Consider the following 14,104-nt stretch of genomic DNA (forward strand, 5'->3'; position numbering starts at 1 on the left):
CTCTTTAAAAATAATGTTCTAAATACCATTATATTTTACATTTTTGAATTTAATCCAAGAGATAATTTAATATAGGTAACAAGGCTATGATTCATCATTCATTAGGTTTTCCAATCGAAACTGTACTGATGTTCGTCATTTTGGCTTTAACTGCGATTATAATTGATTTATATGCTCACCATAACGATAAACCCATTAGCCTAACCAGCGCAATATTATGGTCTTTATTCTGGGTTGCTGTTGCATTAGGTTTTGCACTTTATCTTTATCTTCACCATGGAAGTGAGATAGCAAGTTTATTTATCACAGGTTATGTGCTTGAAAAAGCGCTTTCGGTAGACAATTTATTCGTTATTATGGCGCTGTTTTCATGGTTTGCGATCCCTAACAATTATCGACATCGATTACTTTATTGGGGCGTAATTGGGGCGATTATTTTCCGAGCTATTTTTGTTGTAATAGGTACAGGTTTATTATCGTTAGGTCCTTGGATGGAATTGTTCTTTTCAGTAGTGGTTGCATTAACTGGATTTATGATGCTGAAAAACCAAGGTCAAGATGAAAAAATAAAAGATTATTCAGAACATTTTGCTTATCGTATTGCTAAACGTATTTTTCCCTCTTACCCTAAGATAGTTGGTCATCACTTTTTATTAACCCGAAAACAACTAAACGCGGAGTTAACGAAGCCAGAAAATAGCGACCTAATTCATAAAATGCCAAAAAGTGCCTTATATGCAACACCACTATTTTTATGTGTTGTGGTGATTGAGTTGAGTGATGTTATGTTTGCATTTGATTCTGTTCCCGCAGTAATCGCGGTCAGCCAAGAACCACTCGTTGTTTATAGTGCAATGATTTTCGCTATTTTAGGGTTACGAACTATGTATTTTGTTTTAGAAGCAATGCAACAATATCTTGTTCATTTAGGTAAAGCAGTAGTCTGCCTACTATTTTTTATTGCAGCTAAACTAGCTTTAAATGCTAGCGACCATCTATTTAATTATGGTATTAACATAAGCCCTACTCTCAGCCTTTATATAGTATTAGGCATTTTATCTTTAGGTATTGTTGCAAGTTTTATTTGGCCAAATAAATCATAAAAATAATAAGGGAATTGATAATCGGCAGTAAACCTGCCGATTAAAGATGAGAGCTATTGGCGTGTTGATGAACGAATAAAGTAACTCACTCCTAAAATAATAAACCATAGTGGGGTTGCAATCAGAGCTTGGCGAGTATCCGCTTCAAATGTCAATAACACAATCACAAAAGCAAAAAACGCTAAACAAACATAACACATAAAAATTCCACCAGGCATTTTAAATTGTGATTCTTTATGCAAATTAGCTTTTTTACGGCGATAAGCAATATAGGAAATCAATATTAACGACCAAATAAACATAAATAAAATGGCAGAAATCGTCGTTACAATAGTAAATGCTTCCATCACATTTGGTACTAAATAAATCAATACTACCCCACCGAACAAGCAGGTACATGAAAATAACAAACCATTAGCGGGGACTGAACGTCTTGATAATTTACCAAATGGTTCTGGTGCATCTTGTTTTTTAGCAAGACCAAACAACATTCGACTGGTTGAGTAAATACCACTATTTGCTGAAGAAGCCGCCGAAGTTAATACCACAAAATTGATAATACTTGCCGCAGCAGGTAAGCCAATCAAGGTAAATAGTTCAACAAATGGGCTTTTATTGGGTGAAATAAACTGCCAAGGTGTTACACTCATGATAATAATCAAGGCAAAAACATAGAAAAAGATAATTCGTGCTGGCACTGAATTAATTGCCCGTGGTAAATTTTTATTTGGATCTAGTGTTTCTGCCGCTGTAGTTCCAACTAGCTCAATACCAACAAAGGCAAAAATTGCAATTTGGAAACCAGCAAAAAATCCCATCGTACCATGGGGAAAGAAACCACCATACTCCCAAAGATTAGAAAACGCTGCCGCAGTATTGGTTTGTTCTGAATGATAAGCCGTGAAAACTAAAACAAGTCCAATAGCTATCAAGGCTAAAATGGCCACTATTTTGATCATAGAAAACCAAAACTCAGTTTCACCAAACATCCTAACAGTTAACAAATTCAAAGTTAAAAGCACAATAACTGTAAGTAGCATTGGGATCCATGCTTGCAGTTCTGGAAACCAGTGTTGAGCATATCCTGCGATAGCAACAACATCTGCAATTCCAGTAATTACCCAACAAAACCAATAAGTCCAACCAGTAAAAAAACCAGCCCAAGGACCTAATAAATCGTTAGCAAAATCACTAAATGATTTATAATTTAGGTTGGATAATAAAATTTCTCCCATTGCCCGCATAACAAAAAATAAAACAAACCCAATAATCATGTACACAAAAATAATAGATGGTCCGGCAAGGCTGATTGTCTTCCCAGAACCCATAAATAATCCCGTACCAATTGCACCACTTATTGCTATTAGTTGAATATGTCTACTGGAGAGATTTCGTTTAAGATCATTATTTGAAGACGTACTGTTCATCGTATCGATTACCTGTCGTTTTTACAATTTTCGTTTTTTTATAAGAAGTAAAGGACTATAAAGTCTACAGCGCTAAATCGCAAGCTCAATCACATGAAAAATTTTTATAGCAATATCATAATTATTGGTAGTTTCTTATAATAGAATTGTGTAGCATAACCAACCATATCATTTAACTTATTACAATAAATTATCAAGATGAAAGAAAACAAATTTCACATTTATCTATTATGTTTAGCATTTATCATGTCACTACTTGCTGGCTGCCAGAGTGATCCTAATTCATCAAGTAAACAATTTAAAGACGGTAAACTACCACATGATTTAAATGCCAGTCGTCCGCATTTAGCTGTGCCTGTAAATATTTCTGACTATACAATTCAAATTGAAAAAATAAAAACAACCTCGCCCTCTTTGTATCGTAAAAATGAGCATATTTATAAAGCCGTTGATGCCTGGATTAATCGCTCATTGGGCTCAGCAGAATTCCATAAAGTAGGTCTAAAAAGTTATGAAATGGCTGGTAAAGATGGATATGGGAATGTACATTTAACCGGTTATTACACTCCTGTTATTAAGGCTAGATACCAACCAACTGGTGAATTTAAATATCCAATTTATAGAATGCCAACCCAATCTAAAGGGCAATTACCAAGTCGAGAACAGATCTACAATGGCGCATTAACTGGAAAAGGACTGGAGATCGCTTATAGTAATTCGTTAATGGACAATTTCATAATGGAAGTCCAAGGAAGTGCCTATATCGATTTTGAAGATGGTAATCCACTCGTTTTCTTCTGTTATGGTGGGAAAAATGGCCATGGCTATTCAAGTATAGGACGCTTATTGGTTGAATCAGGAGAGATCGCTAAAGAAGATATGTCTATTCAATCCATAAGAGATTGGGCAAAAAGTAAGAGTGAAAAGAAAGTCAAAGAGCTATTAATCCAAAACCGATCATTTGTTTTTTTTAAACCGCAATATAACGCCGAAGTAAAAGGTGCAGCAGCAGTACCCTTAGTTGCCAATGCAGCAGTGGCATCAGATAAAACATTAGTCCCAACCGGTTCAGTTGTATTAGTTGATGTACCACTGCTTGATAATGATGGTCAATACCGTGGAAGACGCGAAGTTCGTTTAATGGTTGCGCTTGATGTTGGCGGGGCAATTAAAGGCCATCACTTTGATCTTTATCTAGGTATTGGAAACAAAGCAGGTAAACAAGCAGGGTATTACAATCATTTTGGTCGAGCTTGGGTGATACAACCTTAACCAACCAACATCGACGCCATCAAAAGAACCTGCTAGAATAAGATAAAAAGCAGACTTTAAGGATAACTTATGAGATTATGTGACCGTGATATTGAAGCATATTTAGATAGTGGTAAATTAAAAATCACGCCACAACCTGCATCAAGTTGTATTAATGGAGCAACAGTAGATGTTCGATTAGGTAATCAATTTCGTACTTTCAGAGAGCATACAACACCTTATATTGATTTAAGTGGACCTAAAGAAGAAGTTGCAGCCGTTCTAGATCGCGTTATGAGCGAAGAGATGATATTAGCTGAAGGTGAAGCATTTTATTTACATCCTGGCGAACTTGCTTTAGCAGTGACACTCGAATCAGTTACGATTCCTGATGATTTGGTTGGCTGGTTAGATGGCCGTTCATCATTAGCTCGCTTAGGACTTATGGTACATGTTACTGCTCATCGTATCGATCCAGGCTGGCATGGACAAATTGTTTTAGAATTTTACAACTCAGGAAAGATACCAGTAGCACTTAGACCTGGTATGACTATTGGTGCATTAAGTTTTGAAACACTTAGTGGACCAGCTTCTAGACCATATAATCGCAGACAAGATGCAAAGTATAAAGACCAACATGGCGCTGTCGCCAGTCGTATTGATAAAGACTAATACAGTTCATAACCTTAATAAAGGACATTAATATGATAAAAAAAATATTGGTTACGCTATTTATCTTAATTTTGGTCATTGTTATCAGTATCGCTTCCCTTATTATATTTGTTGATCCTAATAATTTTCGTGGTTACATCTCACAAACAGTGAAAGACAAAACAGGGTATAAACTGACTATAGAGGGCAATCTACGTTGGCATATCTGGCCTCAAGTTAGTATTTTAACTGATTCGGTTAAATTATCCGATAGCGGTGCAACAAAACCTCTTTTAACCGCTGACAACATGAGGCTTGATGTTGAGCTTCTTCCTTTGTTTTCAAAAAATTTAGCAATTAAAAATGTATTTATTAAATCAGCAACAATCAATATTACGGATGAAAGCAAAGGTGAAAATGCTAAAAATAGCACTCAAGCTATTTCATCAGAAAAACAACCATCTGAAGATAAAAAAAATCCATCTGATTGGAAGTTCAGTTTAAATAAGTTTGAAATAGCGGATAGTACAATTGCATTTCAGCATAATCATGATTTGATAAATTTCAGAAATATTAATCTGTTATTAGAAAAAAATAACGATAAAAACCTTTCTCTTGAACTCAATGGGAATATCGATAAAAACCAGCAAGACTTAAATTATTCATTAAATGCCAATATTGATTTAGCCCAATTCCCTGAAAAAGCAGTTATTGATTTAAAAAAATTGGATTACACATTTAACGGTATAGTCAATTCAGAAAAAGAGATAAAAGGTAATGTAACTGGTCTATTTAATTATCAAAAAGCACCAATACAATTGGATAGCCAAAATTTGGTTTTTTCAATTAACGATAATGATTTTACAAGTAAGATCAATGTCCGTTTTGATAACAAACCGGTGATCGATTTCCAATTAAATTCAAATAAATTTGATTTAACACCTTTCATCCAAAAAAATGAAAATTCAACGAAAAGTACTAACGTTCAACAAACTTCACCAGTTGTATCGAATGTTTCCAAAAATGATAATGAATTAAGTATGCTTAATTCATTTGATGGAAAAGCAAAAATAAATATAAAAGAAGTCAAAGCGGATAAAATTGCATTAGGTAATTTGAATGTTGAAGTTGACAATCAAGATGGTATAGCAAACTTAAAAAATCTAACTTTCAATTTTGCAAATGGGCAAATTGCTGCCAACGGCACCGCTAATGGTAAACAAAGAAACCCACAAGTTAAATTGAATACTAAAGTTAGCAATATCAATTTAAGCTCATTTTTTACACAAATGAATATGGCTTATGATCTTGATGGAATATTCAATGCTTCTGGAGTATTAGAAACCAATACATTATCAACAACTAAATTATTAGAAAGCATTAAAGGTAATGCTAATATCGTCATTACCAACGCTAAACTAAATAATATTAACATCCAAAGCATCATCGAAAACGCTGCTGCGAAATATAGCAATGGTAATATAAGTTCTGAAAATCATAAAAAATATACTGAGTTTCATAAAATCACAACCAATGCTTATATAAATCAAGGTAACATTGATCTTAATTCACTCAATGCAAACTCTGAAACATTAAATGTGATAGATAGTTCAGGAAGAGTGGGAATGGTTAATCGTGATTTAGATGTTAATCTAAATATAAAAATATTAGGTGGTTGGAATAGTAAAAGTGAAACTATTGCAAAACTACAAAAAGTGACTATACCACTACGTATATATGGTCAATTTTCTAATTTACACTATCAACTAGATATTGCCAAAATAGTATCTGATGTGCTTAGTGATAAATTACAACAACGTTTAGATAAGCTACGTGATAAATTAGAAAACAATGGTTCCAGAGATAAAGATAAATCTAGACAAAAAGCAGTTGATATTTTAGGTGAATTTATCAAGAAATAAATATTTGATGAAATAATGATAATAGATATAAAAAAGGTGAGCTAAATAACTCACCTTTTTTTATTCAATTAATCTATTTGATTATAAAATGAATTTGCTTAAATCTTCATCAGCAACAAGTTTATCAAGATGATCGCTGACATATTTAGCATCAATTGTAATGGTTTGACCACCCAATTCACTGGCTTCGAAAGAAACCTCTTCCATCAAACGTTCAAGCACAGTATGCAAACGGCGAGCACCGATATTCTCATTTTGTTCATTAACTTGCCAAGCAGATTCAGCAATTTTACGAATCCCATCTGTTGTAAAATCAATATTAACACCTTCTGTTGCCATTAATGCTTTATATTGCACTGTTAACGACGCATTAGGTTCCGTTAAAATACGCTCAAAATCTTCACTCGTTAATGCTTGTAATTCAACGCGAATTGGTAAACGCCCTTGCAGCTCAGGAATCAAATCTGAAGGACTCGCAGTTTGGAACGCACCTGATGCGATAAACAAAATATGATCAGTTTTTACTGAACCATGTTTAGTTGAAACAGTACAACCTTCAACAAGTGGTAGTAAATCACGCTGAACACCTTCACGTGAAACATCAGGACCAGATGAATTACCACGCTTACACACCTTATCGATCTCATCGATAAACACAATACCATTTTGCTCGACAGCTTCGATGGCTTCGTGTTTAAGATCATCGGGATTAACCAATTTAGCAGCTTCTTCTTCAATTAGCTGTTTCAAGGCATCTTTGATCTTCATTTTACGAGCTTTGGTTTTTTGACCACCTAAATTTTGAAACATTGACTGTAGTTGGTTGGTCATCTCTTCCATACCTGGCGGTGCCATAATTTCAACACCAATATTAACGCCAGCTATTTCAATCTCAATTTCCTTATCATCAAGAGCACCTTCACGTAATTTTTTTCTAAATGCTTGTCTAGCAGTTGAATCATTATTGTTTTCAACTTGTCCCCAACCATCTTTTGCTGGCGGTACTAGCACATCTAAAATACGTTCTTCAGCTAATTCTTCTGCTCTATTACGATTGCGTTCAATTGCTTCTTGACGAATCATCTTAACAGCAGAATCGGTAAGATCACGAATGATTGAGTCAACTTCTTTACCTACATAGCCAACTTCCGTAAATTTTGTGGCCTCTACTTTGATAAATGGAGCATGTGCAAGTTTAGCTAATCGTCTTGCGATTTCTGTTTTACCCACCCCGGTTGGGCCTATCATAAGAATATTTTTTGGGGTAACTTCATGACGTAATGCTTCATCAAGTTGCATACGACGCCAGCGATTACGTAAAGCAATAGCAACAGAACGTTTTGCTTTATCTTGTCCAATAATATGTTGGTTTAATTCGCTTACAATTTCGCGAGGAGTCATTTCAGACATAATAATATTTCTCTTAAATCAGTTTTAATTAGTAATTAAGCTCTTCAATAGTTTGGAAGTTATTGGTGTAAACACAAATGTCACCAGCTATTGATAGCGATTTTTGTACAATATCATGCGCAGATAATGAAGTATTATCTAATAAAGCTCTTGCAGCAGCTTGTGCATAAGGCCCACCAGAACCTATCGCAATCAGATCATCTTCTGGTTGAATAACATCCCCTGTACCAGTAATAATTAATGATGCGGTTTCATCAGCTACAGCAAGTAATGCTTCTAGCTTACGCAACATCCTATCGGTTCGCCAATCTTTGGCTAGTTCAACTGCTGCTTTAGTTAAATGACCTTGGTGCATTTCTAATTTACGTTCAAATAATTCAAATAATGTAAAAGCATCTGCTGTACCTCCAGCAAATCCTGCTATCACTTTATTATTGTATAAACGGCGAACTTTTCGAGCATTACCCTTCATAATAATTCGTTCACCTAATGTAACTTGCCCATCGCCTCCAATAACGACTTGACCTTCACGACGGACACTGACAATTGTTGTCATATTCTGCTCCTTCTCTTACTAAAACACTTATTTCGGAATGAATAGAGAATATATTGGGATGATTAGTAAATTTTCAACATCTGATTATTAAAATGCGAAATATTTATTTATTAATAGATGGAATAGTTAAATATGGTATTGAGATTTAAGCAGTTCAGATCTTACTTATTTGGGTTGGAAATCAATAGTCATTGTTTTAACTTCATTGTATAACTTACTAGAAGGTTTTGGTATAACCGCTAATTTAGTAGCTGCTAAAGCCTCTCGACATAAATCAGCATCACCGCCTTTTGAGGTTACATTCAGCAATAAACCATCAGGCGCTATCTGGATTTGTAATGTACAAGTTTTTCCTCGATAAAGATTTTGCGGATTAATAAACTTATTGCTAATTGCATTTTGTACTAACGATCTATATTTATTTAATTCGCCATCTGAAACACCTCTACGACTAGCTGCACCACCGGAAACATCAGGAGAGCCTGATGTAAGACCGCCTAAGAGATCATTAAGCGCTTTATCCTTTTTTGCTTGCTCAGCCCTTTTTGCAGCTGCGGCCTTTTCGGCGGCAGCTTTTTCTGCAGCAGCTTTTTCGGCAGCGGCTTTCTCAGCAGCAGCTTTTTCAGCAGCGGCTTTCTCTGCAGCAGCCTTTTCTGCAGCAGCTTTTTCGGCAGCGGCTTTTTCAGCGGCAGCTTTCTCAGCAGCAGCTTTTTCGGCAGCGGCTTTCTCTGCAGCGGCTTTTTCTGCAGCAGCTTTTTCAGCAGCAGCTTTTTCAGCAGCGGCTTTCTCTGCAGCAGCCTTTTCAGCAGCAGCTTTTTCGGCAGCGGCTTTTTCAGCGGCAGCTTTTTCGGCAGCGGCTTTCTCTGCAGCGGCTTTTTCTGCAGCAGCTTTTTCAGCAGCAGCTTTTTCAGCAGCGGCTTTTTCAGCAGCGGCTTTCTCAGCAGCAGCCTTTTCGGCTTCGGCTTTTTCGGCTAATTCTTTAACTTGTTTGTCTAATTGCTCTTGACGCTGTTGATTTGCTTTTTCCTGATTAACTTGCGCCTGCAATTGTCTTTGATATTGTTCGGTCATAACTGACGGATCAATCATGATTGCGTCAATAGAATTACCATTAATGCTACCGTAATTTTCTCCATTATCATCAGGAATAAATTGATATCCTAAAACAATAATCAATATACCATGTAAAATAATGGATATGATAACTGGTAGACTTAGTTTTGATCTTAACTTGTTAGACATTGCTGACATTTTTTATAATTATTAATTTAAATTGGTTGAGTCATCAAACCGACAGATTTAACACCCGCAGATTGAAGCAAATTCAAAGCTTTTATAATTTCTTCATAAGGAACTTGTTTAGCTCCACCGACTAAAAACACTGCTTTATCATTTAATGACATTTGCTGTTTAACTTCTGCAACAATTTGCTCTTGAGGTATATTCGATTGTCGATTTTGATCAATAATTATTGCATAAACACCAACTCCGGAAACCTCAATAATAATTGGTTTATTATCGGAAGGTGAAACAGTTTTTGACTCTGTCGCTTCAGGCAGATCAACTTCAACACTTTGACTAATAATTGGGGCTGTCGCCATAAAAATCAATACTAATACAAGCAATACGTCAAGTAACGGTACAATATTGATTTCTGATTTGGCTGAATAGCGTGAACGTCTACTCATAATTATTTCCTAACAGCTACTGCTTGACGTTGTAAAATTGTAGAAAACTCATCAATGAAGTTCAAATAGTTTTGTTCCATTCGACTTACACTTAATGATAATCGATTATATGCTAATACAGCTGGAATCGCCGCAAACAAACCAATAGCTGTTGCAATTAACGCTTCCGCAATACCTGGTGCAACCATTTGTAATGTAGCTTGCTTAACTGCGCCAAGTGAAATAAAGGCATGCATAATACCCCACACAGTACCAAAAAGACCAATATATGGACTGATTGAACCGACTGTTCCTAAGAATGGGATATGCAATTCTAAGTTATCTAATTCACGATTCATTGCTAAACGCATTGAACGAGATGCGCCATCTAATGCAGCTTCTGGCATATTTGGATTAATTTGATATAAACGAGAAAATTCTTTAAATCCCGAATAGAAAATATGTTCTGTGCCACAGATCTCTTCTTTATTGAATTTTGCTTTATCAAAGAGCACATTTAAGTCTTCGGCAGACCAAAAACTATCGTCAAACTGTTCGACTTGTTTTTTTGCTTTGCTTAAAATTTTGCTACGTTGGAAAATGATAGCCCAAGACATTATCGAAAATGCTAATAACAATAACATAACACCTTGTACTAAAAGTCCAGCTTGTAAAAATAGATCAATAATATTGAGATTATCCACTTAAATTAACTCCAAAACTAATAACTTGGGAAGCGCACACGGCTTCATTTTAGTCATATTGACACAAGCAATAACGACATCAGCGCTGCTGATAATTTGCTTATTCTGGTTTAAAATTGTCTGTTTAAAAATAATAGACGCCTTACGAATTTGCTCAACCTTAGTGCTGATAGTTAGCATGTCATCTAAACGGGCTGGAAAATCGTAGTTAATATCCATCTTTTTGACAACAAATGCAATACCTTCCTGTAATAACTTTTGCTGACTAATATCAAGATGTCTTAGCATTTCCGTTCTAGCTCGTTCAAAGAAGGCTAGATACCTAGCATGATAAACTACTCCGCCAGCATCTGTGTCTTCATAATAGACTCTTGCATTCCAATTGAATTGTTTCATATTTTATAATTTGAACAAAAAATTTGCGTCATTATATATGATTATAAAATTCGCTGCACTATGATATAAAAATAGTTAAATGAAAACAATTATCATTTGTTAATTATTTGTCTAATATACAGCCCTATAACTAAAAAGGTGGCAATTTGCCACCTTTTTATCTATTTTATGACTCTTTAGTTTCTTTATCGTTATTTTCAAGCCAAAGTCCTGTAACAACTGCAAGCATACAAGCTGCAATTAATCCTGCTAACCATAGAAAGTAATACATAATAAATCCTTAATAAAGTGAATGTTTATTATTTTCAATATGATTTTTATCTAAACGGCCAAACATCTTAATGTAACACCATGTGGTATAGAACAGAATGAGTGGTACAAAGATTAGTGCTACACCAAACATGATATTAAGTGTTAATTGGCTAGAAGATGCGTCCCAAATTGTCAAACTCGCATTTGGCATAATGCTTGAAGGAATGATGAATGGGAATGTCGCAATACCATATGTCAGTAATACACAAGCAATGGTTAGTGCAGAAGATAAAAACACTAATCCATTTTTATTTAAACTAGAAAATAAAATAGTAAATAAAGGTAATAAAACACCTAAAGCTGGTACAACCCATAATATTGGATAGTTCATGTAATTTTTTAACCATGAAACATCTGTCGAAACAGTTTTGCTCAATGGGTTTGAAACACCATTAGGATCTATAGCGCTAGTTACCTCATAACCATGAATACCGAAGGCAACCCAAACTCCAGCTAATACAAATGCAATTAACATAATTAAACTAGCTATTTGAGTTGCTTTTCTTGCTCTTAAATAAAGTTCACCAGAAGTTTTCATTTGCAACCAAGCACCACCATGAGCAACGATTAACATTAAACTCACAACACCTGCTAATATTGCAAATGGGTTAAGTAAACCAAAAAATGAACCATCATAAAAAGAGCGATAACTATTATCAAATCTAAATGGAACGCCTTCTAACAAGTTTCCGAATGCAACACCGAAAACAAGAGCAGGAACAAAGCTACCTAAAAAGATTGCAATATCCCACATATTACGCCATTTAGAATTTTCTAATTTACTACGATAATCAAACCCAATTGGTCTAAAAAACAGTGCACATAACACCAAAATCATCGCAATATAAAATCCGGAAAAAGATACCGCATAAGCCATCGGCCAAGCAGCAAAAATACCTGCACCACCAGTAATTAACCAAACTTGGTTACCATCCCAGTGCGGTGCTATTGCATTTATCATAATACGGCGTTCAGTATCAGTTTTGCCAATAAATGGTAGTAAGATACCAACACCCATATCAAATCCATCGGTGACAACAAAGGCGATTAACACAACGCTAATCAGCACCCACCAGGTGACTCTTACAATTTCATAATCAATCATTGTATATACTCCCTATGCCTTATTCTGATATCGATTGTGTTTTTTCATAATGATAGCTGCCAGTACCTAAAGAGCTTGGTCCTAATCGAGCAAACTTGAACATTAAGAACATTTCAGCAACTAAGAATAATGTATAAAGCCCACAAATAAGAACCATAGTGAATAATACTTCACCTGGAGTTAATGATGAATTAGCAACTCCAGTTGGCAATATGTCTTGAATTGCCCAAGGTTGACGACCATATTCTGCAACAAACCAACCACATTCACATGCTAACCAAGGGAATGGGAGTGATAAAAGAAGTAAACGGCATAACCAACGTTTTTCACCAATTTTATTTTTGTAAGTTGACCATAAAGCAAGACCAGTACCTAAAATCATTAATAAACCGAAGCCAACCATTCCTCTAAATGCCCAGAATAAAGGCCATACAGCTGGGATTGAATCTTCAGTCGCTGCTTTAATATGTTCTTCAGTCGCTTCTGGAATTGTTAGGTTATCTTTATCGGTAAAACGTTTAACTAGGTAACCATAGCCCAAATCAACTTTATTATCTTCAAAGGCTTTTAATACCGCAGGGTCTTTATCACCTTTTTGAATTTTTTCTAAATTTGAATACGCTAAAATACCATTACGAATTCGAGTCTCATTAGATGCTAAAATATCTTTTAAACCAACAACTTGCTTATCTAATGAGCGAGTTGTCATAATTCCCATCGCATAAGGAATTTCAACCGCAAACAAGTTCTCTTTTTTCTCTTGTGAAGGGAAAGCAATAACGTTGAACGACGCAGGTGCTGGTTGAGTTTCCCATTCAGCTTCAATTGCAGCTAATTTAACCGGCTGTACAGTTGTCATTTCATGACCGGCTTCATCACCCATAATAGCGACCACAATTGACATAATAAAACCAAATACTGCAGCTACTGCAAAAGAGCGCTTAGCAAATGGTAAATCACGTTTTTTGAGTAAATAATATGAACTAATACTTAAGACAAAAATAGCACCAGTTAAATAACCCGCTGCTACGGTGTGAACGAATTTATATTGAGCAACAGAATTGGTAATTAACTCAAAAAAACTTTGCATTTCCATTCTTGAGTTAATTGGATTAAAGTCTGAACCGACAGGGAACTGCATCCAACCATTGGCAACTAAAATCCAGAGCGCAGAAAGATTAGAACCAAAAGCTACGCACCAAGTAACCATTAAATGCTTGCCACGGCTTAATCTATCCCATCCAAAAAAGAATAAACCAACCATGGTTGATTCTAAGAAAAATGCCATTAATCCTTCTATTGCAAGCGGTGCACCGAAAATATCACCTACATAATGCGAATAATAAGACCAATTGGTACCAAACTGAAATTCCATCGTTAAACCAGTAGCAACACCAACAGCGAAGTTGATACCAAATAGTTTACCCCAGAATTTAGTCATATCTTTCCAGACTTGCTTACCACTAACAACGTATACCGTTTCCATAATTGCAAGCATAAACGCCATACCTAGCGTTAATGGTACAAAAATAAAATGATACATTGCAGTGAGTGCAAACTGAAGGCGTGACAGTTCTACTATATCTAACATAAAGCGCTC

General features: G+C 35.4%; 14 protein-coding genes. 4 read left to right on the plus strand and 10 right to left on the minus strand.

Going from position 1 to position 14,104, the window contains the following annotated elements; all coding sequences use genetic code 11:
- Window positions 1-86: 86 nt before the first annotated feature.
- A complete protein-coding gene (locus A9G08_RS02860; RefSeq protein ID WP_065562235.1) occupies window positions 87-1,103 on the plus strand; it encodes a TerC/Alx family metal homeostasis membrane protein in 1,017 nt (338 codons plus the stop codon).
- Window positions 1,104-1,156: 53 nt separating this feature from the next.
- Here the strand turns inward: A9G08_RS02860 and cycA are convergent, their stop codons facing one another.
- Window positions 1,157-2,530, minus strand: coding sequence for a D-serine/D-alanine/glycine transporter (cycA, locus tag A9G08_RS02865; protein WP_065562236.1), 1,374 nt, complete (start codon window positions 2,528-2,530; stop codon window positions 1,157-1,159).
- Window positions 2,531-2,728: 198 nt separating this feature from the next.
- Here cycA and mltA point away from each other — a divergent pair, with 198 nt between their 5' ends.
- The 3 genes from mltA to asmA all read left to right on the plus strand — a co-directional run bounded on the left by mltA (window position 2,729) and on the right by asmA (window position 6,354).
- On the plus strand, window positions 2,729-3,802 hold the full coding sequence (gene mltA, locus A9G08_RS02870) for a murein transglycosylase A (protein WP_065562237.1): 1,074 nt from the start codon (window positions 2,729-2,731) through the stop codon (window positions 3,800-3,802).
- Between the two features lie 69 nt (window positions 3,803-3,871).
- A complete protein-coding gene (dcd, locus tag A9G08_RS02875; RefSeq protein ID WP_065562238.1) occupies window positions 3,872-4,453 on the plus strand; it encodes a dCTP deaminase in 582 nt (193 codons plus the stop codon).
- A 32-nt stretch (window positions 4,454-4,485) separates the two neighbouring features.
- Window positions 4,486-6,354, plus strand: a complete 1,869-nt coding sequence (asmA, locus tag A9G08_RS02880) for an outer membrane assembly protein AsmA (RefSeq protein ID WP_065562239.1) — start codon at window positions 4,486-4,488, stop codon at window positions 6,352-6,354.
- Between the two features lie 81 nt (window positions 6,355-6,435).
- Here the strand turns inward: asmA and hslU are convergent, their stop codons facing one another.
- From hslU to A9G08_RS02925, 9 genes are all read right to left on the minus strand, one after another.
- Window positions 6,436-7,764, minus strand: coding sequence for an HslU--HslV peptidase ATPase subunit (hslU, locus tag A9G08_RS02885; protein ID WP_065562240.1), 1,329 nt, complete (start codon window positions 7,762-7,764; stop codon window positions 6,436-6,438).
- Window positions 7,765-7,792: 28 nt separating this feature from the next.
- Window positions 7,793-8,320: an ATP-dependent protease subunit HslV gene (gene hslV / locus A9G08_RS02890; RefSeq protein WP_065562241.1), complete on the minus strand. Its 528-nt coding sequence runs from the start codon at window positions 8,318-8,320 to the stop codon at window positions 7,793-7,795.
- Window positions 8,321-8,485: 165 nt separating this feature from the next.
- Complete coding sequence (tolA, locus tag A9G08_RS02895) at window positions 8,486-9,562, minus strand: cell envelope integrity protein TolA (protein WP_218058381.1); 1,077 nt, start codon at window positions 9,560-9,562, stop codon at window positions 8,486-8,488.
- 26 nt (window positions 9,563-9,588) lie between these two features.
- The gene (tolR, locus tag A9G08_RS02900) at window positions 9,589-10,008 is read right to left on the minus strand and encodes a colicin uptake protein TolR (RefSeq protein WP_065562243.1); all 420 of its coding nucleotides are present in this window, start codon (window positions 10,006-10,008) and stop codon (window positions 9,589-9,591) included.
- Window positions 10,009-10,010: 2 nt separating this feature from the next.
- On the minus strand, window positions 10,011-10,691 hold the full coding sequence (gene tolQ, locus A9G08_RS02905; RefSeq protein ID WP_065562244.1) for a protein TolQ: 681 nt from the start codon (window positions 10,689-10,691) through the stop codon (window positions 10,011-10,013).
- The gene (gene ybgC / locus A9G08_RS02910) at window positions 10,692-11,087 is read right to left on the minus strand and encodes a tol-pal system-associated acyl-CoA thioesterase (protein ID WP_065562245.1); all 396 of its coding nucleotides are present in this window, start codon (window positions 11,085-11,087) and stop codon (window positions 10,692-10,694) included.
- Window positions 11,088-11,253: 166 nt separating this feature from the next.
- Entirely contained in the window at window positions 11,254-11,358 is a 105-nt protein-coding gene (gene cydX, locus A9G08_RS02915) for a cytochrome bd-I oxidase subunit CydX (protein WP_065562246.1), read from the minus strand.
- Window positions 11,359-11,367: 9 nt separating this feature from the next.
- Window positions 11,368-12,504 (minus strand): cytochrome d ubiquinol oxidase subunit II, encoded by a 1,137-nt coding sequence (cydB, locus tag A9G08_RS02920; protein ID WP_065562247.1) that lies wholly within the window; start codon window positions 12,502-12,504, stop codon window positions 11,368-11,370.
- Window positions 12,505-12,523: 19 nt separating this feature from the next.
- Window positions 12,524-14,095: a cytochrome ubiquinol oxidase subunit I gene (locus A9G08_RS02925; protein WP_065562248.1), complete on the minus strand. Its 1,572-nt coding sequence runs from the start codon at window positions 14,093-14,095 to the stop codon at window positions 12,524-12,526.
- Window positions 14,096-14,104 lie beyond the last annotated feature (9 nt).

Origin of the sequence: Gilliamella sp. wkB195 (assembly GCF_001690445.1) — a bacterium.
In the GTDB taxonomy this organism is placed as follows: domain Bacteria; phylum Pseudomonadota; class Gammaproteobacteria; order Enterobacterales; family Orbaceae; genus Gilliamella; species Gilliamella apicola_E.

What these genes read in the sequence shown, in the direction of transcription:
- hslV (WP_065562241.1), bottom strand. Translation starts at nt 8,320, where the DNA reads ATGACAACAATTGTCAGTGTCCGTCGTGAAGGTCAAGTCGTTATTGGA.
- cydB (WP_065562247.1), bottom strand. Translation starts at nt 12,504, where the DNA reads ATGATTGATTATGAAATTGTAAGAGTCACCTGGTGGGTGCTGATTAGC.
- A9G08_RS02860 (WP_065562235.1), top strand. Translation starts at nt 87, where the DNA reads ATGATTCATCATTCATTAGGTTTTCCAATCGAAACTGTACTGATGTTC.
- asmA (WP_065562239.1), top strand. Translation starts at nt 4,486, where the DNA reads ATGATAAAAAAAATATTGGTTACGCTATTTATCTTAATTTTGGTCATT.
- cycA (WP_065562236.1), bottom strand. Translation starts at nt 2,530, where the DNA reads ATGAACAGTACGTCTTCAAATAATGATCTTAAACGAAATCTCTCCAGT.
- mltA (WP_065562237.1), top strand. Translation starts at nt 2,729, where the DNA reads ATGAAAGAAAACAAATTTCACATTTATCTATTATGTTTAGCATTTATC.
- hslU (WP_065562240.1), bottom strand. Translation starts at nt 7,764, where the DNA reads ATGTCTGAAATGACTCCTCGCGAAATTGTAAGCGAATTAAACCAACAT.
- tolR (WP_065562243.1), bottom strand. Translation starts at nt 10,008, where the DNA reads ATGAGTAGACGTTCACGCTATTCAGCCAAATCAGAAATCAATATTGTA.
- dcd (WP_065562238.1), top strand. Translation starts at nt 3,872, where the DNA reads ATGAGATTATGTGACCGTGATATTGAAGCATATTTAGATAGTGGTAAA.
- A9G08_RS02925 (WP_065562248.1), bottom strand. Translation starts at nt 14,095, where the DNA reads ATGTTAGATATAGTAGAACTGTCACGCCTTCAGTTTGCACTCACTGCA.
- tolA (WP_218058381.1), bottom strand. Translation starts at nt 9,562, where the DNA reads ATGTCTAACAAGTTAAGATCAAAACTAAGTCTACCAGTTATCATATCC.
- ybgC (WP_065562245.1), bottom strand. Translation starts at nt 11,087, where the DNA reads ATGAAACAATTCAATTGGAATGCAAGAGTCTATTATGAAGACACAGAT.
- cydX (WP_065562246.1), bottom strand. Translation starts at nt 11,358, where the DNA reads ATGTATTACTTTCTATGGTTAGCAGGATTAATTGCAGCTTGTATGCTT.